At 35.9% G+C, this 22363-nt stretch carries 20 protein-coding genes; 10 read left to right on the top strand and 10 right to left on the bottom strand.

The features are described from left to right. Nucleotides 1–34 precede the first annotated feature (34 nt). From KORDIASMS9_RS14080 to KORDIASMS9_RS14060, 5 genes are all read right to left on the bottom strand, one after another. Nucleotides 35–1192: a PLP-dependent aspartate aminotransferase family protein gene (locus KORDIASMS9_RS14080; protein ID WP_114903453.1), complete on the bottom strand. Its 1158-nt coding sequence runs from the start codon at nucleotides 1190–1192 to the stop codon at nucleotides 35–37. A gap of 47 nt (nucleotides 1193–1239) precedes the next feature. Then, complete coding sequence (locus KORDIASMS9_RS14075) at nucleotides 1240–2649, bottom strand: MATE family efflux transporter (protein WP_114903452.1); 1410 nt, start codon at nucleotides 2647–2649, stop codon at nucleotides 1240–1242. 448 nt (nucleotides 2650–3097) lie between these two features. After that, nucleotides 3098–3709, bottom strand: a complete 612-nt coding sequence (locus KORDIASMS9_RS14070; protein WP_114903451.1) for a glutathione peroxidase — start codon at nucleotides 3707–3709, stop codon at nucleotides 3098–3100. 109 nt (nucleotides 3710–3818) lie between these two features. Beyond that, nucleotides 3819–4487, bottom strand: coding sequence for an RluA family pseudouridine synthase (locus tag KORDIASMS9_RS14065; protein ID WP_114903450.1), 669 nt, complete (start codon nucleotides 4485–4487; stop codon nucleotides 3819–3821). A gap of 37 nt (nucleotides 4488–4524) precedes the next feature. After that, nucleotides 4525–6477, bottom strand: a complete 1953-nt coding sequence (locus tag KORDIASMS9_RS14060) for a YgiQ family radical SAM protein (protein WP_114903449.1) — start codon at nucleotides 6475–6477, stop codon at nucleotides 4525–4527. A 141-nt stretch (nucleotides 6478–6618) separates the two neighbouring features. On the opposite strand from KORDIASMS9_RS14060, the gene KORDIASMS9_RS14055 reads away from it, so the two are divergent. Next, nucleotides 6619–7206, top strand: coding sequence for a CHAP domain-containing protein (locus tag KORDIASMS9_RS14055; RefSeq protein WP_114903448.1), 588 nt, complete (start codon nucleotides 6619–6621; stop codon nucleotides 7204–7206). A 58-nt stretch (nucleotides 7207–7264) separates the two neighbouring features. Here KORDIASMS9_RS14055 and KORDIASMS9_RS14050 read toward each other — a convergent pair whose 3' ends face one another. Together KORDIASMS9_RS14050 and KORDIASMS9_RS14045 are read right to left on the bottom strand one after the other, a co-directional pair. Continuing rightward, nucleotides 7265–7468 (bottom strand): hypothetical protein, encoded by a 204-nt coding sequence (locus KORDIASMS9_RS14050; RefSeq protein ID WP_114903447.1) that lies wholly within the window; start codon nucleotides 7466–7468, stop codon nucleotides 7265–7267. 138 nt (nucleotides 7469–7606) lie between these two features. Further along, nucleotides 7607–7807, bottom strand: coding sequence for a hypothetical protein (locus tag KORDIASMS9_RS14045; RefSeq protein ID WP_114903446.1), 201 nt, complete (start codon nucleotides 7805–7807; stop codon nucleotides 7607–7609). A gap of 395 nt (nucleotides 7808–8202) precedes the next feature. Here KORDIASMS9_RS14045 and KORDIASMS9_RS14040 point away from each other — a divergent pair, with 395 nt between their 5' ends. The 3 genes from KORDIASMS9_RS14040 (at nucleotide 8203) to KORDIASMS9_RS14030 (ending at nucleotide 12950) form a co-directional block, all read left to right on the top strand. Next, a complete protein-coding gene (locus tag KORDIASMS9_RS14040) occupies nucleotides 8203–10572 on the top strand; it encodes an outer membrane beta-barrel protein (RefSeq protein ID WP_114903445.1) in 2370 nt (789 codons plus the stop codon). Between the two features lie 588 nt (nucleotides 10573–11160). Next, on the top strand, nucleotides 11161–12174 hold the full coding sequence (locus tag KORDIASMS9_RS14035; protein ID WP_114903444.1) for a sensor histidine kinase: 1014 nt from the start codon (nucleotides 11161–11163) through the stop codon (nucleotides 12172–12174). An 11-nt stretch (nucleotides 12175–12185) separates the two neighbouring features. Continuing rightward, nucleotides 12186–12950, top strand: a complete 765-nt coding sequence (locus KORDIASMS9_RS14030) for a LytTR family DNA-binding domain-containing protein (RefSeq protein ID WP_114903443.1) — start codon at nucleotides 12186–12188, stop codon at nucleotides 12948–12950. 1262 nt (nucleotides 12951–14212) lie between these two features. Here KORDIASMS9_RS14030 and ccsA read toward each other — a convergent pair. The 3 genes from ccsA to KORDIASMS9_RS14015 form a co-directional block, all read right to left on the bottom strand. Continuing rightward, nucleotides 14213–17521, bottom strand: coding sequence for a cytochrome c biogenesis protein CcsA (ccsA, locus tag KORDIASMS9_RS14025; protein ID WP_205317993.1), 3309 nt, complete (start codon nucleotides 17519–17521; stop codon nucleotides 14213–14215). Nucleotides 17522–17642: 121 nt separating this feature from the next. Next, nucleotides 17643–18032, bottom strand: a complete 390-nt coding sequence (locus KORDIASMS9_RS14020; protein ID WP_114903441.1) for a group III truncated hemoglobin — start codon at nucleotides 18030–18032, stop codon at nucleotides 17643–17645. Between the two features lie 145 nt (nucleotides 18033–18177). Next, entirely contained in the window at nucleotides 18178–18462 is a 285-nt protein-coding gene (locus KORDIASMS9_RS14015; protein ID WP_114903440.1) for a hypothetical protein, read from the bottom strand. Nucleotides 18463–18614: 152 nt separating this feature from the next. Here KORDIASMS9_RS14015 and KORDIASMS9_RS14010 point away from each other — a divergent pair, with 152 nt between their 5' ends. The 6 genes from KORDIASMS9_RS14010 (at nucleotide 18615) to KORDIASMS9_RS13985 (ending at nucleotide 22335) form a co-directional block, all read left to right on the top strand. Further along, a complete protein-coding gene (locus tag KORDIASMS9_RS14010; RefSeq protein WP_114903439.1) occupies nucleotides 18615–19379 on the top strand; it encodes a Rossmann-like and DUF2520 domain-containing protein in 765 nt (254 codons plus the stop codon). Then, nucleotides 19360–19890 (top strand): HAD family hydrolase, encoded by a 531-nt coding sequence (locus KORDIASMS9_RS14005; RefSeq protein WP_114903438.1) that lies wholly within the window; start codon nucleotides 19360–19362, stop codon nucleotides 19888–19890. Before KORDIASMS9_RS14010 ends, KORDIASMS9_RS14005 begins: the two co-directional genes overlap by 20 nt. Before the next feature lie 11 nt (nucleotides 19891–19901). After that, the gene (locus KORDIASMS9_RS14000; RefSeq protein ID WP_114903437.1) at nucleotides 19902–20465 is read left to right on the top strand and encodes a UbiA family prenyltransferase; all 564 of its coding nucleotides are present in this window, start codon (nucleotides 19902–19904) and stop codon (nucleotides 20463–20465) included. A 17-nt stretch (nucleotides 20466–20482) separates the two neighbouring features. Beyond that, nucleotides 20483–20842 carry a UbiA family prenyltransferase gene (locus KORDIASMS9_RS13995; protein WP_240321053.1) on the top strand — a complete coding sequence of 120 codons (360 nt, stop codon included), beginning with the start codon at nucleotides 20483–20485 and terminating at the stop codon, nucleotides 20840–20842. 10 nt (nucleotides 20843–20852) lie between these two features. Next, complete coding sequence (locus tag KORDIASMS9_RS13990) at nucleotides 20853–21446, top strand: Maf-like protein (RefSeq protein WP_114903435.1); 594 nt, start codon at nucleotides 20853–20855, stop codon at nucleotides 21444–21446. Nucleotides 21447–21567: 121 nt separating this feature from the next. Next, nucleotides 21568–22335, top strand: coding sequence for a DUF6090 family protein (locus tag KORDIASMS9_RS13985; RefSeq protein ID WP_114903434.1), 768 nt, complete (start codon nucleotides 21568–21570; stop codon nucleotides 22333–22335). Nucleotides 22336–22363 lie beyond the last annotated feature (28 nt).

The raw sequence follows: 22363 nt of genomic DNA, 5'->3' as shown, positions 1-22363 counted from the left end.
GCTTCTATCCTTAATGCAGTTTCATATAAAATTTCTACTTCTTTTTCGCCTTTTTCACTGCTTGATTCAAATCTGCAATAATATCTTTCCGATCTTCAATTCCCACAGAAAAACGAATCAATCCGTCCGCAATTCCTTGTTTTTTACGTTCTTCTGGCGTTAACAAAGCATGTGAGGTTTGTGTCGGACTCAACACAGTGCTTTCCACGCCCGCCAAACTCATAGAAGGCTTGATCAATTTCAATGACTTGAAAAATTTGGAAACGTTGTATTCAGGCTTTAGTTCAAACGACATCATACCACCAAAACCTGACATTTGCGATTTTGCCAATTTGTGATCTTCGTGCGATTTTAATCCTGGATAATACACGTTTGCAACGGCTTCATGCTGTTCTAAGAAATTCGCCAACTTTAGTGCGTTTTTATTCTGTTCCTTCACACGAATTCCAAGTGTTTTCATGCTTCGTTCCAACATCCAAACAGTAAAGTCACTTAAACTTCCACCCAAGTTTTTTGCCAGTTGAAAAATTTGATTGATATGTGCTGCGGAAGCGGCAACAGCACCCGCCAAAATATCACTATGACCACCAAAATACTTCGTCGCGCTGTGAATCATAATATCAACTCCTAAAGTCGCAGGCAACTGATTTACGGGACTCGCAAAGGTATTGTCGATCATCGTAATTAAATTGTGCTTTTTGGCAAGTTTCACTACTTTCCGAATATCCGTCACTTTCAACAACGGATTGGAAGGCGTTTCAATATAAATTACCTTTGTATTTTTCCGAATTTCCTTTTTGAAATCTTTCCTGTCTAAACTTTTCGTGAAGGAATATTCAATTCCATATTTGTCAAATTCTTCCAATACCAAATTCATTGTGCCGCCGTACAACGCATTTTGCAGGATAACATGATCGCCTTTATGCAAAAACGCGAGTAAACTCGTACTAACCGCTGCCATGCCACTGCCAAAAATAAGTGCCGCTTCTGTATGCTCTAACGCTGCTACTTTTTTACATAATGCTTGCTGATTGGGCGTATTAAAATAACGCGGATAGCGTTTTTCATCTATATCTTCAAAAGCATACGAGCTGCTCATGTATAATGGTGAAACCGCACCTTTAAATTGTGTATCTTTTACTTCTCCTGTGTGTGTACAAACGGTATTCAGTCCTAAATGCTGCTTTTTCATTTTGATATTTTAATGGTGTCTAAATTACAAAACTGCGACATATAAACCTAGACTTTGACTTCTTTCCATACGCCTCTTTTAAAGATCAGCATTCCCACAATGGCAATGAGAACTTCCGCCGCAGTAATTGCCCAAAACACACCTTTAGGTCCAAAGTCAAAGTAAATGGCCATTAAATAGGCAAATGGCAACTGAAACACCCAAAAACAGAAAAAGTTGATATAGGTTGGCGTCTTGGTATCTCCTGCCCCATTGAATGATTGAATGATGACCATGGCGTATCCATAAAAAATGTATCCAGCCGCGACAATTTGTAAACATAAAGCGCCGTTTTCTATGACAATAGTTTCTTTGGTAAACAAACCAATGATTTCTTTGGCAAATACTAAATATACAATGGAAACAATGCCCATAAACCAAGCATTGTATTTTCCTGTTTTCCAAACAGAAGTTTCTGCGCGTTTCGGTTGTTTGGCTCCCAAATTTTGTCCCACCAAGGTTGCCGCTGCATTGCTCATTCCCCAACAGGGCAATAAGGTAAACATGACGACGCGAATGGCAATGGTATATCCTGCTAAGACATCGCTTCCAAATTCAGACATGATGCGCATTAGTACAATCCAACTAGAGGTTCCAATGATAAATTGCCCGATTCCGCCCAGTGATATTTTTAAAAGATGGATCATGATGGTGGCGCGTAAGATTAAATCTTTCCACTTGATTTTAATGACGCTTCCTCCATAAAATAAGATTCCCAACTGAAAAATCACGGCACTTCCGCGACCAATCGTAGTGGCAATGGCTGCACCTTCTACACCAAATGCAGGAATTGGTCCGAAACCAAAAATAAATAATGGATCGAGGATAATATTGAGTGTATTTGATAAAATGAGTGCTTTCATGGCAACCGAAGCATTTCCTGCACCTCTAAAAATGGCATTGATTAAAAAGAGCAACATGATGGTCATATTTCCACCTAACAGAATTTGCGTATACCCGTACCCTTCTGCTATCAGATCGACTTCGCCACCCATTAAACCTAGAATTTCTTTGGGAAATATAATTCCGATCACGCTGATGATACTGGCGATAAAAACTCCTAAAAAAATTGCTTGTACAGCCACTTTGGAAGCACCTTCTGGATCTTTTTCGCCAATTCTACGCGCTACCAAAGCAGTTGCCGCCATACTGACACCAATAGCCACTGCGTATACTAAAGTAACGACCGATTCTGTGAGTCCGATCGTAGCGACGGCATTCGTGCTGACTTGTGAAACGAAGGCGATATCGACAATCGCAAAAATGGATTCCATCAACATTTCCAGAATCATGGGAATGGACAGCATAAATATTGCCTTGCGAATGCTTCCTGTGGTGAAATCGTTTTGTGTGCCTTTTAAAGCTTCTTTAAAAGAAGTATATAATTTTTTAATTGATAATGTTTGGTCCTGAGACATGATGTATAAATATATATTAGAAAAGTGTAGTCACATGAAGTTGCGCTACATAAAAAGAGTCGAAAAGTGATCGACGGGTTCCGAATATAAATGATCTACAGTTCCATAAGGCTACAAATATCGCCATTTTTTTGAATTTTGCAACTCAAAATAAACTGATTTCATCGTTGTTTTAAGGTTTTTTGAAACGCGGAACACTAAAAACTATAGTGTTTACAAGGTTCCTCACTTGAGGAAAGTTAAAAACAAAAGTGTATGCTTATTTCCGCAACTGCGGAAAACAAAAAACAAAAGCGTTTCTTTAATTCCGTACTTCGGGAAAACAAAAAGCAAAACTGTATTTGTATTTCCCAACGTAAGGAAATTATAATACAGTTTTGCTTTTAGAGTATAATTACAATCTAGTGTATGTACAACTCATCTCGTTGTGAGCTGTGGCTTGATAAAATTACTTCCCTTCAATCCAAGAAATAACAGCTTCGTCGTTAGGTAAGGTTTGCGGTGAAATTACTTTTTCTAATTCTCCTTTTTCGTTGAGTAAATACTTTTGAAAATTCCATGCTACGTCCGAATCCTGCAATCCGTTTTGTGATTTTTGCGTTAAGAATTGATATACTTCATGCATATCGCTTCCTTTTACTGAAATTTTACTCATCATCGGAAATGTGACACCATAGTTTACTTTACAAAACGTTGCAATTTGTTGATCGCTTCCAGGTTCTTGTGCGCCAAAGTTGTTTGCAGGAAAACCTACGATTGTGAAATTTTTGTCTTTAAAGGTTTCGTATACGTCTTGTAATTGCTCGTATTGTGGCGTTAATCCACATTCGGAAGCCGTGTTGACGATCATTACTTTTTTACCTTTTAAATCGGCCAATTTAAAATCGTTTCCAGAAATATCTTTGACGGTGAATTGATGAATTGTTTCTTTTTCCATAGTTTTCTCGGTAGTAGTTTTTGTAATAACTTCTGCTGTAGTAGCAGCTTTTGTTTCTTTTTCTTTCGGTTTTGAAGTACAACTTACAGCACAAACTATAAGTAGTAACATAAATATTCTCATGAGGTTTTTAGTTTTTTGTAAAAATACGAAAGTATTCGCTTACGCGGAGAATGCTTTTCCTTTTTTTAAGCAATGCTAACAAATCGTTGAGAAATATTGATTGATCCTTTTAAACAGTATCAAACACCCAAAAATCATGCGCAGGCAACGGCGCTTCATACGTGATGAGTTCTTTAGAATCCGATGCTTCAAAGGTTAATTTCCACGCATGGAGACAAATAGAAAGTGACGTATAACTTACATCCGATCCGTATTTTGAATCGCCCACAATAGGAAGTCCGATGTGTGCCAATTGAGCACGAATTTGATGAAATCTGCCCGTTTTTGGTTGTATTGCTAACACATATCCAATCTCATTTTTGCCAATGACTTCATACGAAAGCATGCAACTTTGTGTATCTTTTGACTTAGACGAAACAATTTCCGCTCTTTTTTCTTTCGTATTTTTTCTGAGAAAGTTGACTAAGTTTCCTTTGTTTTTTGCAGGTTTGTTTTTTACAATTGCCAAGTATGTTTTTTGAACTTTACGACTACTGAATAATGTATTGAACATGACCAAAACACTTTTTTTCTTGGCAAAAATTAGAACGCCACTCGTCACACGATCCAAACGATGAATAACGCCCACATACGGTTTTCGCTTGCGTTGCAAAATATGATTAAAAACCTGATTTTCAACAGTAACTGCTTCGTACGGACTTTGCTCACTTATCAATCCCGCAGCTTTGTTGACAACTATATAATCGTTGTTTTCGTGTATAATTTCAAGCGTAGACATGACTGATCTTCGTTTTCAAACAAGATGAACTTGTGATTTAACGTCGTTTTTTTCTGGATTTGTGCTTCTTTTTAGAACGCGCATGATGCGCAGGAATCGCATTGTCAAACGTGTTATTGACTTTTTTAGGTTTGATGCTTTTCCACGTATTCGTTTCTTCTTCAGGCACCAATGCTTCTACCAAATCTTTTCTTCCGAGTTTCCCAAGTGTCTTGCGAATCCAACCTTTGTTTTCCTTTTTATACCAAAAGAAAAAACGATGTTGTTCTTCTTTTTCTTTTCTAGATTTTGGCGTTTTGGTTGGCTTCAACGTATACGGATGATATCCGCTGTAATAAATAACCGTTGCAACCGTCATGGGCGTTGGTGTAAACCCTTGAACTTGCTCTAACTGAAAGCCCATATCTTTGGTTTCGGCAGCCAAATTTGCCATGTCTTCGACTTCACAAGCTGGATGATTTGAAATAAAATACGGAATCAACTGAAGTTTTAATTTCTTCTTTAGGTTGATTCTGTCAAAACGTTCTTTAAACTTATGGAAATATTCAAAAGATGGTTTTCGCATCAACTTCAAAACAGGATCCGACGTGTGTTCTGGTGCTACTTTTAAACGTCCAGAAACGTGTTTTGTCATCACTTCTTCGGTGTAATCATCCAATTCTTTTGGATCTGCATTTTTGTTGAATTCTGGCACTAACATGTCGTGACGAATTCCGCTTCCAATGAATGATTTTTTTACTTTCGGATGACTGTCTACTGCTTGATATAATTCAGTTAATGGTTTATGAGATGTATCTAAATTGCTGCAAATTACGGGCGAAATACAAGAAGGTGCGACACATTTATCGCAGATAGATTGTACTTTTCCTTTCATTTGATACATATTCGCAGATGGGCCACCAATATCTGACAAATAGCCTTTAAAATCGGGCATATTGGCAACTTTATCCACTTCTCTTAATATAGATTCTTTGCTGCGACTTGCAATAAATTTTCCTTGATGTGCAGAAATGGTGCAGAAACTACAACCACCAAAACAACCACGATGAATGTTGATGGACGTTTTTATCATTTCAAACGCAGGAATCGGTCCACGTTTGTTGTATTTTGGATGTGGCAAACGCGTGTACGGTAAATCGAAAGAAGCATCAATCTCCTTTTCGGTCATCGTAGGATATGGCGGATTTATCACCAATGTTTTATCGTTTACACCTTGAAAAATTCGTCTTGCTTTCAGTTTGTTTGATTCTTGCTCGATCACTTTAAAGTTAGACGCAAATTTTTTCTTATTCTTTAAACAAACATCATGCGAATGAATTTCGACATCTTCCCAATTTTTATTTTTAGGAATGCGCTCATTTTTATCTACCAAAAAAGCGGTTTGTTGTATGGTTCTTAAACTTGAAAAAGGCACTCCTTTTTGCAATAGTTTTACCACTTCGCGCAACGGTTGTTCTCCCATTCCGTAGACCAACATATCAGCTTTGGAGGTTTCTAAAATAGTGGGCAACAGTTTATCGCTCCAATAATCGTAATGTGTTACACGGCGTAAAGAAGCTTCAATTCCTCCGATTAACACAGGAACATCTGGAAATTTTTCTTTTAGTATGTTTGAATAGACAGAAGTTGCATAATCTGGACGGAAACCTTTGTCACCATTGGGCGTGTAGGCATCTTTATCTCTGCGTTTTTTGCTCGCTGTATAATTGCTTACCATCGGATCCATACAACCGCCTGTAATTCCGAAAAACAATTTTGGAATTCCTAGTTTGGTAAAATCCTGCAAATCATCGTGTACACTTGGTTGCGGCACAATGGCAACTTTTAAGCCATAACTTTCTAAAATACGACCAATGACAGCTGGGCCAAATGAAGGATGATCTACATACGCGTCTCCACTAAATAGAATCACATCTAATTCTTCCCAACCTCGAATTTTTACTTCGCGTTTCGTTGTTGGTAACCAATCTGAAAGTTTATTTGCTTGCATAAGACTGCAAATATACGCTTATTAGCGTTACAACTCAACCCTAAAATCTGGATAAATAGCGTATTATATTTTGATATCGTTTCTAATTTTATTCCTTTTGTAATTACTTTCCATAGATTGGAAATTCACTATTTTTTAAGCATGAAACGAAAACTACGCTACATATTTGTATTTCTTGTATTATGTGTTGGATTGTTGAAATTGTCTCAATATGTAAATCTAAATCCATTTAGAAGCATTGGTGAACAATTAGACTCTTTCAACAACGTAATTGTATATTACAACGGTGCTGTAAGTAATGTAGAAAAACGAAACGTAACCAAAGATGGTTATAATTTAGGATTGCAATATCAATGTGTTGAATTTGTTAAACGCTATTACTATGAACATTTACAACATAAAATGCCTGATAGTTACGGACATGCTAAAGATTTTTTTAATCCAAAACTAAAAGATGGGCAAAAAAATACACAACGAAATTTACTCCAATATACCAACGGAAGCAGCTCCAAACCGAAAGTAAACGATCTTTTGGTGTTTCAAACTTCTTGGTACAATTCGTTTGGACATGTTGCCATTGTGATGGAAGTAACCGAAAATACAGTGACGATCATTCAACAAAATGCAGGACCATTTTCTAGTTCTCGTGAAACGTATGATTTACTCCAAGAAAATAACCGCTGGAAAATTACAAATGATAAAATTGTTGGTTGGCTGCGAAAAGAATAAGCCTAAAAAAACCTTCTCCATTGCTAGAGAAGGCTTATTTCAGGTTTCTAAATTAGATTTAGTACGCTGTAAAATCGTCACAAACTAACTTGTAAGTAGGACATGGTTTTGTTGGAACTGTTACATAGCGACAACCTATTGGCGGAGCCGCTAATAGTACTATTGGACATTCATCAAATGGAAGCGAAATTGCACCTCCATTAATAGCTTTTTGTTCTTCTTTGCTTAGCACTTTCCCAATGCTTAAAATTTGTTTTTTCATGGTTTAATGATTTAAAGATTAATAATTTAAAGGTTTGTAATTTTTGGTATTATCAGTTATGCTCTAGAAAATAATTTGACAAATTGCTTCTTTTAATCTATCATGATCACTTTCTTAGTTAGCTTCTTTCTGTTCAACTTAGTATGGAGTAGCCTGAAAACATACTAGTTTGTATCTGCATGGTCCAATCTTTACATAGTTACATCCAATTGGTGGCGCAGGTAATACTGGTTCTTCACATGGAAAATCGATTGGTGTTGGCAAAACGATTCCACCATTTATGGCGCTCTGCTCCTTTTTACTTAATACTTTTCCAATACTTAAAATTTGTTTTTTCATGATTACATCATTTATAGGTTCTTAATTTTTGGCACAACAAATTACACTAAATAAAACAATGTATCAGTGTAAAATCTGACGCAAATAAATGTAATCAAAAATTCTATGATAATTCTGACTTTTTATTTTTTAACATATTTCATAAAAACGACGTTTTAACCTTAAAAAGAGGTTGGCATTGCTTTTTAATAGAATTATTGTAAAATCATTCCTAAAAGCTAGAAAACATGAGAAAACCCTACATTCTTATGCTTTCACATCTTTATAAATTCAACCGAAAAACATCCCCAATTCAACCTGTTTTTATCCCAATTCGACAGAATCTCCTTTTGTATATATAGATTCTGAAACATATTTGTACATCAAAAAAAACGAACAGCAAAAAACAAACAGTTATGTTAAAAACTTTACTACACATTATTTTATTATTAGGAAGCTACAGCGTGATGGCACAAAGTACAATCACTGGAAACGTGATGGACAACGCCAAACAACCGTTATCATTTTCAAATGTTGTGTTATATGAAAACAACAGCAATACCGCACTAAAAGCGGTCATTGTAGAAGAAAACGGAACGTATACATTTTCCAATGTAAAAAACGGAACGTATGTCGTAGAAGCTTCTTTGTTTGGCTACAAAACCGAACGCTCTATTGTACTGAATATTGATACGACAAAGAATGTTACATTCGATTTTATCCTAAAAGAAGACATTCCTGAAAGTTTAGATGAAGTGCTGGTTGTTGCTAAAAAACCTGTCATCACGCAAAATGCAGAGAAATTAGTGGTGAATCTGGAAAATTCTGAAATGGTAAATTCCAATGTGCGCGATATCGTAAAAAAAATTCCAGGTGTTTTGGTTACAGGAAATAATTTGAGTTATGCCGGACAAAGCAATATTCGCATTCTTATCAACGGAAAACAAACAAATTATATGGACATGCAAACGCTGTTGCGCGAAATGCCTGCTGATAATATTGCAAAAGTAGAACTCATTCAACAGCCTGGTGCGGAATACGATGCGGATGGTGCTGGCGCGTTGATCAATATTATTTTAAAGAAAAATGTAAAATTAGGAACCTACGGAACGTTGAAAAGTATGATCGGTTATGTGGATGATTTTACCTTCCGAAAAAGTGCTTCGATTGCCAGTTTTAAAGGAAAAATCAATTGGCAAGCTGGCGCGAGTTATTCACGTGGCTCTTGGCGAGAAGATTTACAAATTATTCGTCGTGTTGGAGACGATGTGTACGATCAGTTTTCGCGTTCACCGTTTGATCCAAATACGTTACGCTTGAATGCTGGATTGGATTATTACATCAATAAAAAACATACAGCGGGAATGAGCGTTCGACACACAAGAACGGCTTCTAATCGTGTCACGGACAACATCACTAATATTACCAGCAATGGAACATTGGACATGCTAGAAACGGACAATAGATTTGAGCGCGACTGGGAATTATACGTGATCAATCCGTATTATGAATTTGATGATGAAGTAAACAAATTGACACTCGATTTTAATTATGTAGATTACAAATCGACCAACGAAAACAATCTGTTTCAAACAGGACAAAGCATGGTTAATTATGACAATCAACGGTATTTTCAAGATGCCGATTATACTATTTATGCGTATCAAGCCGATTACAAACGTACCGTAAATGACAATATTTCGGTGCATGCTGGATTGAAATATTCTAATGTAGATTCTGACAGCGATCTACAATCGTTAGTGCAAACAAATACTGGTGAATTTGTTGACAATCCAAACCAAACCAATCGCTTTTTAATTGACGAAGACATCATGGCGGCATACGCAAAAGTGAATGTAAAGTTGGAAGATTGGGCATTTTCTGGCGGATTGCGTTGGGAACAAAGTGAAACTATAGGAACTTCACAAAACTTAAATACTTCTTTGAATAGAACAATTGCAAAATTCTTTCCAAGTTTGAGCATTACACGAAATATTACAGAAGAATTGGCGGCAAATGTAGCATACAGTTACCGAATTCAGCGTCCGTCCTATTCCACCCTAAATCCGTTTGTATATTACTACGATCCGTTTACTTTTGAACAAGGAAATCCTACACTAAGACCTGCGTTGACGAATAGTTTTCGTTTCAATTTAACGTATGAGAATCAGCCGTTTTTCAGCGTAAGCTACAATAAAACAGACGATACACTATTCGAATTGATTTCACAAAATGATGCTACTTCTGAAACGTCTCGTTCCGTAATTAACTTGGCAAAAAATGAAAACTGGAGTTTTAGCTTGTTTGCGCCGTTGAGTTTTGTAAAAGGTTTGGAAGGATATACTGGAGTGATTGTAAATTACAACCGATTCATGTCGGAAGAACTCACGCCAGTATTAGACAATAAAAAGTGGAACATGACATGGTTTACTAGTGCTGAATATAAATTACCTTGGGGAATTCAATCCGAAGTTTCTGGATACTATACTTCGGGCGGATTTGAAGGACAAATAGAGTTTGAGTGGATTGCTGGATTGGACATCGCATTTAGCAAAAAATTTATGAACGATCAATTGAAAGTCAGCGTTGAATTGGAAGAAATTTTAGACCGTAAATTCAACGGAGCTATCAATTACGACAATGTAAATGCCAATATTATCAGTGATTTTCCACGTAGAAATGTATTTTTACAACTGAGTTATAGTTTTGGAAAAAAATACAACAAAAAGAAAAACAGAAAAAACAGTGCTGGCGACGAAGTAGATCGTATTAAAACGCAACAGTGAATTTGAAATGATAAATGTTGAATGTTGAATGTCAATGAAACGTCTTTACGAGGAACGATAGTGACGTGGTAATCTGTCGAAATCATACAGCAAATTGTTTATGAAACGAACAGATTGCCACGCTCCAATCAAGTTGGAGATCGCAATGACGAATCAAAGGTTTTTTATAAAAAACACCATCGAATTACAAAACGTCACTTCGAGTTAAATTCTGCAAGAATTTAGTATCGAGAAGTACTTGAAAATGATAAATTTTAAATGTTGAATATTGAATGTCAATGAAACGTCTTTACGAGGAACGATAGTGACGTGGTAATCTGTCGAAATCATACAGCAAATTGTTTATGAAACGAACAGATTGCCACGCTCCAATCAAGTTGTAGATCGCAATGACGAATCAAAGGTTTTTTATAAAAAACACCATCGAATCACAAAACGTCACTTCGAGTGATTTTTCAAAGAAAAATTGTATCGAGAAGTACTAAGAAACTCAAAATGTAAAATGATAAATTTTAAAGGTAATTGTACAAAATAGCAAAAGCAAAAAAAGACCAAAACCCAACACAAAAAACCTAACGTCTAAAGAAAATGAACGTAAAACTCAACAGATCGGATTACATGCTGCTCGTCATTTATTATGGTGTATCTGTACTCATGGCAATCTATGAGTACGCCAACCGAAAACATGAACTAATTGAATTCTTTTTAGACATTCCGTCTTTTGTCATTGTTGATATTTTGATCATTTACCTCTTCTTATATTGGTTACTTCCCAGCTATATCTTGAAAAATAAAAAATATTTTCAGTTTACATTTTGGACATTGTTGGTGTTAATATTAGCAGGATTTTGGGAAGATGTCATAGGACATTACAGTGGTGGTCACGATTGGGGAAAGTTTGAATACGGATTTCAGCAAGTACTTAATTATATTTCGGATTCAGCACAAAGTATTGGGTTGCCTTTTGGCTTGCTACTCGCGAAGAAATATTACGAAAATCAAATTTTATTTGGGAATATTAAGGAAAAACAAAAGGAAAACGAATTGAAATTGTTGCGTTCGCAAATCAGTCCGCACTTTTTATTTAATAATTTGAACACGCTAGATGCCTTAATTGACAGCGATACGGAGAAAGCGAAAGAATATTTGAATCGTTTGTCGCTCATTTATCGCTATTTAATTCAAACAAAAGATGCGGAAGTCATGGAATTGAGCGAAGAACTCGAATTGGCTGAAAATTATATCTTTTTGATTAAGACGCGTTTTGGCGACGATTACGATTTTACAATTACGAAAAACGTATCCATTGAAAATAAATTTGTACCTACGGGCGCAATTCAAACCTTGCTGGAAAATATTGCAAAACACAATCGTTCACAACATGGAAAAGTCATCAAAGCAAAAATCGTTATTGATGCAGATTGGTTAACCGTGCAGAATACCAAAAGTATCTTAAAACCAAATGAAAATTCGTTGGGAACTGGTTTAAAGAATTTGGAATATCGTTATCAATTATTATCTGATCAAAAACCAGAAATTACGGATACCATAGAAAAATTTGTAGTCAAAATTCCTATTATAAAACTGAGTGAAGAATCTTAAATCATATTTGAATGCGCATATTAATTTTAGAAGATGAAATTCCTGCTTACGAAAAACTATTGACCAATTTGGAAAGTTATTTTACCCAAGCGTTTCAGTATGATTGGGCGCGTTCTACGGAAAAAGCACGTACTTTTTTAGCACAAGAAACGTATGACTTTATTCTGTCTGACATTCAATTATTAGACGGAATTTCGTTTGATGTATTCAATACTGTAAAAATTGACTGTCCCATCATTTTCTGTTCGGCACATGACGAATATTTATTTGAAGCGTTTCGCTCCAATGGAATCGCCTATATTTTAAAACCGTATACGCAAGAAGACATTCGGCAAGCGTTGGATAAATTTCAGTCGTTCTTTAAATCAGAGAGTTTCCAACCGATTCATAACGATACAATTACGATGCTGAAATCGGCGTTGAAACAAGAAGAAACCAATTACAAAAAACGATTTGTCATCAAAAAATCAAAAGGCATTCAGTTGTTAAATGTGAGTGATATTAGTTTGATAGAAGCTTCGGGCGATTTTTGTATGGCGATAGATTCGAAAGGCAAAAAACATCCGATTTCTCATAATTTAGGAACCATTCAACAAATGCTCAATCCTTTGAAGTTTTTCCGCATCAACCGAAGTCAAATCGCACATATTGAATACATTGAAAACATTGAAAGTCATTTCAAAAACCGCTTGCTCATTCAGTTATCTGGTATTAAGGAAAAAGTCATGACAAGTTCGTCTACAACTTCTGATTTTCGAAAATGGTTGGAACAGTAGGGAACTCTAAATGATAAATTTTAAATTTTAAATGTTGAATGTTGAATTGCTTCGTTCTATGAACCTTTTTTTCATCGAGTTACAAAACGTCACTTCGAGTTAAATTCTGCAAGAATTTAGTATCGAGAAGTACTTGGAAATACCAAATATTAATCCTCTGAAACGTCTTTACGAGGAACAATAGTGACGTGGTAATCTGTCAAAATCATACAGCGAATTGTTTTTAAAACGAACAGATTGCCACAAATTTTTTCAAAATTTTCGCAAAGACGTATCGGAGGAGAGATTCTTAAATTATAGGCATCTTCAAATAACAAAACGTCTCTTCGAGTGAAATTTTAGTATAAAATTTTGTATCGAGAAGTACTTGGAAATACCAAATATTAATCCTTTGAAACGTCTTTACGAGGAACGATAGTGACGTGGTAATCTGTCAAAATCATACCGCGAATTGTTTTTAAAACGAACAGATTGCCACAAATTTTTTCAAAATTTTCGCAAAGACGTATCGGAGGAGAGCTTCTTAAATTATAGACGTCTTCAAATAACAAAACGTCTCTTCGAGTGAAATTTTAGTATAAAATTTTGTATCGAGAAGTGCTTGGAAATGATAAATTTTAAATGTTGAATGTTGAATTGCTGTGTCCTTAGAAACGCCTTATCTTCAAATAACAAAACGTCTCTTCGAGTGAAATTTTAGTATGAAATTTTGTATCGAGAAGTACTTGGAAATGATAAATTTTAAATGTTGAATGTTGAATTGCTGTGTCCTTAGAAACGCCATATCTTCAAATAACAAACCGTCTCTTCGAGTGAAATTTTAGTATAAAATTTTGTATCGAGAAGTACTTGGAAATACCAAATATTAATGCTTTGAAACGTCTTTACGAGGAACGATAGTGACGTGGTAATCTGTCAAAATCATACCGCAAATTGACTTTAAAACAAACAGATTGCCACAAATTTTTTTAAAATTTTCGCAAAGACGTATCGGAGGAGAGCTTCTTTAATTATAGGCATCTTCAAATAACAAAACGTCTCTTCGTGTGAAATTTTAGTATGAAATTTTGTATTGAGAAGTGCTTGGAAACACCAAATATTAATCCTTTGAAACGTCTTTACGAGGAACGATAGTGACGTGGTAATCTGTCAAAATCATACCGCGAATTGTTTTTGAAACGAACAGATTGTCACGCTCCGCAAACGAACCATAGAAACAACTCAATACTAGTAGCTCAATTCTCAATACTAGAATCTAAACACTAATTAATAGATTTCTTGCGCTTATAATGTATTTGGTATCGCCAATAACTCAACGCACCATACGCTAACCAAACGATGGTTGCAATGATCACAAATTTTGGACCTAACACGGCGTCTCCTGTGGCATACGAGTGCAATCCGCTCAAAACGAAATTCACCCCAAAATAGGTAAATAAAATTGATCCGAATGCCGCAATTGCCATCCAATTGAAAAACCAACGTCCGCGCAATCCTGGTACCAAACGCATGTGCAATACAAATGCATAGACCATAATGCTAATTAACGCCCACGTTTCTTTTGGATCCCAGCCCCAATAACGTCCCCAACTTTCATTTGCCCACATTCCACCAAGGAAGTTTCCAATGGTCAACATAACCAAACCGACGGTAATCGCCATTTCATTGATGATCGTGATTTCTTTTAAGTTGAGTTCCATGCGTTTTTTGTTCTCCGTATTCGTTAAAATAATGAGCAATAACGACACGATCCCTAAAATCATCGCTAAGGCAAACGGTCCATAACTTGCCACAATCACGGCAACGTGAATCAACAACCAATAACTATCTAATACAGGTTGTAAGTTGGCAATATCTGGATCGAGCCAATTCATGTGTGCGCCCCATAAAACCATGGCAACGACAAAAGTGGTGGCTGAAATGGTTAAGTCAGATTTTCGTCCAAATAACAATCCAAACAACATCGTTGCCCAAGCTACGTAAATCATAGATTCGTACGCATCACTCCACGGCGCATGTCCGGAAAGATACCAACGTGCTATGAGTCCCGCAGTATGCAAGGCAAACAGACCGATTACGAGCCATTTGGAAATATTGATCGCAGCACGAATGCCTTTTCGGTCTTTGAAAATTTGTACAATGATAAAGACAAACATTAAGAAACCGACAAACAAATAATACATCATTAGACGTTCAAAAATATTGACCTTATTGTAGACTATTTCAGTTTCTATTTGTGCATCCGCAGGCAATACAGCACTTCCAAATTCTTTTTGACGGTTGCGCAAGCTTTCTACCATTTTATCAGCTTCCGTATAATCGCCCGTTCTATTTGCTTCGTTTAAGAGAATCGCATAGACTTTTATGGCATTTTTCACATATTTCTCATACAGCGAATCTTTCGGTTGAAAACCTTCACCTGGATTGTCTGCATAATTTTTATCTGAAATCCACTTGTTATTTTCATGATCTGGAAGCGGAAAAACTTTGATGATATCTCCTTGAATCGCTCTACTAAGCAAACCAAGTTTTAAATCGTATTCTTTAATGGCTTTTTGATACTGATTCGGCGTGTTGGTCTTGTACGCATCTTCTGTATATGCATTCAGTTTGTATTCGTTTCTTGGGGTGAAAAAGTCCAACATCGACGCATACTTGTCACTTTTTTCAATACCGATAATTTTACGAATACTGTCGTGTTTTCTACTTTTTATACTGATGATGTTCGCATTGTACCACATTTGTGGATATTGTAACATAGAGATCAATACTTGTTCTGCCGATAAACCTTGATACGTGTTTGACTTGCTTAATTTACGAATCAACTCTCGAGCGTATGTGTGCATTGGCTTCATACGTCCGTCTTCATCTTGAATGACCAAACGTGCAAATTTATCCGCATGTGCTTGTGGAACTGCATTTGCCACAATGATAGAATCTATTTGCTTCGCTGAAACCGATCGTTCTACAATTTCATGATCATGTCCTTCGCCTGGCGCATGATTGTGACCTTCATGTCCTTTTTCTACTTGCTTCGTAGTTTTTGTTTGTGTAGAATCTACTTGTGTCGAAGTTTCTTGTGCAAATGTTCCCAAACTGAATAGCAATGCGATTGCCGTAAACAGTTTTGCTTTTCTATTTTTAATTTTTTCCAATTGTTTTTTCAAATCGCCAAAACGTGTGTTTTTATCAAATAAAATGGCCATCAACGCAAAGTATAGTAAGAAATAGCCCAAATACGTGATGTTTGTTCCCCAATAATCATGACTTACGGAAAGAATGGTTCCTTTTTCATCTCTGTCAAACTGTGCTTGGAAGAATCTGTAACCGCCATGATCCATAATGTGATTCATATAAATATCATAATCATATACGGGCTCTTTATTTTCTATCAGCGTCACTTTGCTCATAAACGATTTGTAACCGCCTTGCCCGACAGTTCCTGGATAGCGTTCTGCAATAAAATCGTTCAGTTTGATGCTGAACGGAAGTTTTAATTTTTCTGCGCCATACGACAGCCAAAAATCGAGTCCGCCGATCGTTGTTTTTATAGGCGCCATGTCGTATCCTTTTCCACCCATCACACGAATTTCTTCGGTTTCTCCGTTGGAGGAAACTTCTAAAATAACGGCATTTGCTTGATCTTTGAGTTTTTCAGACGTTTCAACGACACCAATTTTTCCTTTGACGGCAGGTTCTGGAATCACAAATTGCAAACCTGCTAAATTGTATAGCGAACGAATTTGAAAACGTTGCAAACTGTCTTTAAGTACCTTGTTCGTTTGACGCGTTTGCATGATCATATTTTCCCCTTCAAACGGACTTTTTATGGTATAATTTCCATATTCATCACTCATAATATTAATGGCGCCATCTACAGGATTGTTGTACGTCATTAAAATATTGTGAATGCTTTGTGCTTTGGCTCCAGCTTCCAAAAAGTGATTGTGGCGATTTCCACCACCAGATTCTACAATTTTCAAGTATTCTATACCATTTTCATCGGGTACAATTCCTTCTTCTGCACCTTTGATGAATCCTTTGTAATCAATGGTAAATTCTTGTCCGTTAAAGTCTTTATTCCAAGGAAAACCTTCTTGCATCCACGTTGTTGGTGAAATTCCTTCTGTAGAAATGAGATAATCACCTTTTAACGTTCGCCTTCTCGGTTGTCCATTAATTTCGCCATCTACCAAGGCTTTAATGTATGTTTTTTCGGAAAGAAAGGTATTTTCTGTCGCGCCTTCACGAATAGGCATCACACCTTCATAACTGATATATCGTGTGACAAACGCACCTAGAATGATAAAAATAAAAGATAAGTGAATTAGTAAGGTTGCCCATTTTTCCTTCCGAAGCAAGCGATACCGAAAAATATTTCCACAAAAATTAATCATGAACATCAATAAGATTAATTCAAACCACCAGGCGTTGTATATCCACATTTTAGCGGTTGTGGTACTGTATTCACTTTCAACAAAAGTTCCTATTCCCATGGCTAACGCATAAGCGAAAAAAAGGAGAGCCATTAATCGTGTAGAGAAGAGAATTTTCTTTAAGAAATTACCCATTGTGTTGCGTTTTCTTTTACATCAAAATTTCTGCATGCAAAAATACGGCATTTTACACAATTTAGTGTCTATTTAACATTCTATTTACGCTTATTTACAAATATTCTAAGGGAAGTGTTTTTTAAGTGATTTTTCTGGCTTCAAATAATTTGACATAAATGAAAGTGCCCATTTTTCGAGCGCGGTTTTTAGCAATGTTGACTTTGTCGCCTTCATAGAGTTCATCTAAGGTTTGAATCCAGTGATTGAGCCATATTCCAAAGTGCTTTTCCGAAATACTATGTGACACGGCAGCATCAACTTCAATATGTTTCTCCAATGGATTTCCTTTGTATTTATTCACAAAAAACAAATTGCTTTCCCAAAAGTCGGTCAAATGAATTAAATGCTCACTCCAATCCGTAATATGACCATTGAAGATAGGACCGAGTACTGCATCTTTTCGGATTTTTTTGTAAAATGTATCTACCAATACGTATACATCTACTCTATTGCGAATATCGTGTTTCATATAATGAACTTCTTGGGAAGGTAGGAATTAAATTTTGTTTTACTTCCGATTTGTAAAAAAATAGCCAAACTCAATCCGCTATAATGACCGAGTTTGGCGTATTTCTAGTTGTAAATTAACTAAGAAAATGAAGTGTTATTAAAAACTATAATGCGTTGACCAAGATAAATACGACACTCATCACTAAACTTAGTATCAGCGTATTGAAAACCCATTTTCCTTTCAATTGCGCCAAAATAGAAGCATTGTAAAATGAAGTCACAATGACACAGAAACCTAGCTGTATTAAACTGGAAATGGTATCTAATCCGTTCATTAAAATGTACATCGCTGCAATGCCGCCCAAACAACTTTGTAAAATAATGGTTAGCGGAATGTACATGGTGTATTTATCTTGAAATTCTTCGTAATATCTTGTATATAAGGTCATGGTGTTGTTGTTTTTATTCCTTACAAATGTGCGCACTATTCTTTTTTTAAAATATGATATTGCTCATGTTTGTCATTTTTCTTGTGAATAACTCTGTAGAATGATTTTGTATAAAAGTTTCAAAAATCACAAAGTGTTGTTATTTTTACCGCATGATCAAGGTGGTTATTTTAGGTGCTGGAAATATTGCACAACATTTATATAGAGTGTTTGAAGCTACAGAAGAAATTAAGGTAGTTCAGGTGTACAATCGTTCAGAAAAAGCATTGCAGTATTTTAAAAATGTAGCAACTACGACTAGCTTAAAAACTTTGCTAGAAGCAGCTGTGTATATAATCGCAGTGTCGGATGACGCTATTGCGAGTGTTTCTAATAAGTTACCATTTACCGATCGTTTGGTGGTACATACTTCAGGAAGTGCCAGTATGCATGTGTTGCACAAAAAAAACCGTCGCGGCGTATTTTATCCGTTACAAACCTTTACGAAAGGTAAAAAAGTAGATTTTTCTACAATTCCGCTCTGTTTGGAAGCACGAGAAAAAGCCGATTTTACACTTTTGCAAACCATCGCGACAGCTATTGGAAGTCCTTCGTATAAAATTAGCTCTGAACAGCGTCGCGCCTTGCATGTTTCTGCGGTTTTTGTGAATAATTTTAGCAATCATTTGTACCGAATTGCCCATGAAATTTGCGAAGCGAATCATGTTCCTTTTCACATTTTACATCCGCTGATTCAAGAAACTGCTAATAAAATAAATACGTTGACGCCGTACATGGCACAAACGGGACCTGCAAAACGCGGCGACGAAAAAACAATTAACGATCATTTAGCAAAATTAGATACAGACATTCACAAAGAAATATATACATTGCTCACGCAATCAATTGCAAAAACCTATGGAAGAGAAAAGCTATAAAGTATACTTAAACGACATTACCACGCTTATTTTTGATGTAGACGGCGTACTCACTGACGGAACTGTTACCGTAACCTCATCAGGCGAAATGCTTCGTAAAATGAACATAAAAGACGGTTACGCGCTCAAAGCGGCTGTCAACAAAGGCTATAATGTGTGTATTATTTCTGGCGGAACCAATGAAGGTGTTCGCAAGCGTTTGCAAGGGTTGGGCATTACAGATATTTTCTTAGGCGCGCATCAAAAAATAGTGCAATTGGAAGCATATTTGACACAAAAAAACGTCAAACTAGAACATGTGTTGTACATGGGCGATGACATTCCGGATATTCCTGTGTTAAAGCAAGTTGGTTTGTCTTGTTGTCCGCAAGATGCAGCTTACGAGGTATTGGAAATTTGCAAGTACATTTCGCATGTCGATGGTGGAAAAGGCGCCGCAAGAGACGTCATCCGTCAAGTGATGAAAGTACAAGGCAATTGGGATCAGGATTTTGATGCGAAGTACGATTAAAACTACTATTGATGGCAAAGTTTCTACAACTCATTCGTTTCCCTAACTTAGTCATGATTGCATTAACGCAATTTCTTTTTTATTTTTTTTGGATTCTACCCTTTCCTGATCATTACATCTCTATAGAATTATTTTCTTTGGTGGTATTCGCTACTGTTTTTATTGCTGCTGGCGGAAATATAATCAACGATATTTTTGACGTACAAACCGATCGCATCAACAAACCGCACAAACAGTTTATTGGCACATTTATATCCAAGAAAAAAGCATTTCCGCTGTATATTGCAATCAATCTTACAGGAATTGGTTTGGGAAGTTATGTGAGTTTTATGATCAATAATTGGCAGGTTTCTTTCATTTTTCTCGGAATTGCTTTGTTACTATTTTTATATAGTTCTTATTTGAAAGGAATTCCCATTTTGGGGAATATTATCGTTTCAATCTTAGTCGCGAGTAGCATATTGATTTTAATTGCTTTTAAGACAGAGTGTTCAGTTCGGGGCAAACATATTCACTTTTTCAATTCAGTTTCACTCATTGCCATATATATATATATGCAAGTTTTGCTTTTTTGATCAATTTGATACGAGAAATGGTCAAAGACATTGAAGATGTAAATGGTGATTACAATGCAGGAATCAATACATTACCGATCATTTTAGGTAGAAATAGAGTGACTAAAATTGTGGCGATTCTGGCAGGAATATTAATTATTTTCATCCTGTATACTATCAGCGAATATCTTCAAGGACAAACTGTGATTACGATTTATATTTTAGTGACGATTCTTTTACCACTACTCTATTTCATCATTAAAATTTGGCAAGCCGATACCAAACGAGAATACAGAATGCTGTCTTTTCTTTTAAAACTCATTATGTTATTTGGTATTCTTTCAACCGTTGTTTATTATTTTACATCCTTAGAAACTTTTGAATATATTCTATTCTGATAACACAATTATGCTAGACACACTTTCTTCCAAATACCATCTTATTTTAGCTTCGGGCTCACCGCGAAGACAACAGTTTTTTAAAGATTTAGGTCTCGATTTTGAAATCCGTCTAAAATCTGTAGAAGAAGTGTATCCTGAACATTTACAGCATCACGAAATATCGGATTATCTTGCTAAATTAAAAGCGTCCGTTTTTAAAGATGAATTACAAAACAATGACATTTTAGTCACTTCAGATACGGTGGTTTGGCATGAAAATACGTCGTTAGCAAAACCGCAAAATGCACAAGAAGCGTTTGATATGATTGCTGCCATGAGCGGAAAAAGTCATGATGTTATTACGTCGGTTTGTTTTACAACCGCGACTTCTCAAAAAGTAGTACATGAAGTCACTACAGTTACTTTTGAAGAAATATCTGATGAAGAAATTTGGTTTTATGTCAACAACTTCAAACCCTTTGACAAAGCAGGTGCGTACGGCATTCAAGAATGGATTGGCTATACCAAAGTGGCACGAATAGAAGGTTCGTACACCAATGTTGTTGGTTTGCCAACGCATTTGGTATACAAAGTACTTTCTGAAGTGGAAACGTTATTTTAAATGCTAAATGCTAAATGTTGAATTGTAAATGTTGGATTGTAAATTTCAATTTGTTTTGAAATCCAATGCAATAGTAATACCTTTAGTTTCCACGAAAGTGAAACATTTACACAAGTAAGTCATGGCGCGTTTTTTTAGAAAATTCAGACTAAATTCCGTTTCAAAAAATAAAATTGGAAAGTATCTCATCTATGCCGTTGGAGAAATCATTTTGGTAGTCATCGGAATTCTCATTGCAGTTTCCATCAACAATAGCCAAGAGCGCAGCATTTTAGAAGCAAAAGAACAAGCGTATCTAAAAGGTTTGAAAGGTGAATTTGAAACGAGCAAACGCAAACTCATTAAACTTATTGAGGTAAATAAACAAAATTATGAAGGCGCAAAAAAGATTCTAAAGTATACCAATAACCCAACGGATAGTCTTTCCGAAAAAGATTTTTCAGAACTATTGTTTCATTCATTTTCGTATGATATTTATTTTAACGCCAACACTTCTTTATTGAATGAAATGATCAATTCGGGTAGTTTAAAAGACATTTCCAACAATACCTTGCGCAAACTTTTGACGAATTGGGAAGCTATTTTAAAAGACATTTCGAAACAAGAAAAAGAACTTGGCGCACAACGAAATCGTGTGTTAGACATGTTCAGAACCGATCAAAATAGCATCAAAACTATCTTTCAACTTTCTTCAACAGCAACTTCAGAAACCAACTTTTTAAAGAAGGAAAATTACATCAGCAATTTGAACCTCTTAAAATCGGTAGCATTTGAAAATAATATTTTAATGTTTTACTTGGTAAGTCATGCTACTTCCGAAGTGCATTACCAACCTTTACTCAAAGAACTCAACTTAATTCTTGAACTGATTACGACTGAAATTCACTAAATGTGTTCAAATTTCCATAGCTGGTCCG

The sequence above is a fragment of the Kordia sp. SMS9 genome (assembly GCF_003352465.1).
GTDB lineage: Bacteria > Bacteroidota > Bacteroidia > Flavobacteriales > Flavobacteriaceae > Kordia.
This window is presented reverse-complemented; position numbering and strand designations above follow the sequence as displayed.

Coding starts and splice junctions, on each gene's coding strand:
- KORDIASMS9_RS14010 (WP_114903439.1), top strand. CDS start 18,615: ATGATCAAGGTGGTTATTTTAGGTGCTGGAAATATTGCACAACATTTA.
- KORDIASMS9_RS14015 (WP_114903440.1), bottom strand. CDS start 18,462: ATGACCTTATATACAAGATATTACGAAGAATTTCAAGATAAATACACC.
- KORDIASMS9_RS14050 (WP_114903447.1), bottom strand. CDS start 7,468: ATGAAAAAACAAATTTTAAGCATTGGGAAAGTGCTAAGCAAAGAAGAA.
- KORDIASMS9_RS13990 (WP_114903435.1), top strand. CDS start 20,853: ATGCTAGACACACTTTCTTCCAAATACCATCTTATTTTAGCTTCGGGC.
- KORDIASMS9_RS14005 (WP_114903438.1), top strand. CDS start 19,360: ATGGAAGAGAAAAGCTATAAAGTATACTTAAACGACATTACCACGCTT.
- KORDIASMS9_RS14000 (WP_114903437.1), top strand. CDS start 19,902: ATGGCAAAGTTTCTACAACTCATTCGTTTCCCTAACTTAGTCATGATT.
- KORDIASMS9_RS14045 (WP_114903446.1), bottom strand. CDS start 7,807: ATGAAAAAACAAATTTTAAGTATTGGAAAAGTATTAAGTAAAAAGGAG.
- ccsA (WP_205317993.1), bottom strand. CDS start 17,521: ATGGGTAATTTCTTAAAGAAAATTCTCTTCTCTACACGATTAATGGCT.
- KORDIASMS9_RS14080 (WP_114903453.1), bottom strand. CDS start 1,192: ATGAAAAAGCAGCATTTAGGACTGAATACCGTTTGTACACACACAGGA.
- KORDIASMS9_RS14065 (WP_114903450.1), bottom strand. CDS start 4,487: ATGTCTACGCTTGAAATTATACACGAAAACAACGATTATATAGTTGTC.
- KORDIASMS9_RS14070 (WP_114903451.1), bottom strand. CDS start 3,709: ATGAGAATATTTATGTTACTACTTATAGTTTGTGCTGTAAGTTGTACT.
- KORDIASMS9_RS14075 (WP_114903452.1), bottom strand. CDS start 2,649: ATGTCTCAGGACCAAACATTATCAATTAAAAAATTATATACTTCTTTT.
- KORDIASMS9_RS14055 (WP_114903448.1), top strand. CDS start 6,619: ATGAAACGAAAACTACGCTACATATTTGTATTTCTTGTATTATGTGTT.
- KORDIASMS9_RS14020 (WP_114903441.1), bottom strand. CDS start 18,032: ATGAAACACGATATTCGCAATAGAGTAGATGTATACGTATTGGTAGAT.
- KORDIASMS9_RS14060 (WP_114903449.1), bottom strand. CDS start 6,477: ATGCAAGCAAATAAACTTTCAGATTGGTTACCAACAACGAAACGCGAA.
- KORDIASMS9_RS14035 (WP_114903444.1), top strand. CDS start 11,161: ATGAACGTAAAACTCAACAGATCGGATTACATGCTGCTCGTCATTTAT.
- KORDIASMS9_RS13985 (WP_114903434.1), top strand. CDS start 21,568: ATGGCGCGTTTTTTTAGAAAATTCAGACTAAATTCCGTTTCAAAAAAT.
- KORDIASMS9_RS13995 (WP_240321053.1), top strand. CDS start 20,483: ATGGTCAAAGACATTGAAGATGTAAATGGTGATTACAATGCAGGAATC.
- KORDIASMS9_RS14040 (WP_114903445.1), top strand. CDS start 8,203: ATGTTAAAAACTTTACTACACATTATTTTATTATTAGGAAGCTACAGC.
- KORDIASMS9_RS14030 (WP_114903443.1), top strand. CDS start 12,186: ATGCGCATATTAATTTTAGAAGATGAAATTCCTGCTTACGAAAAACTA.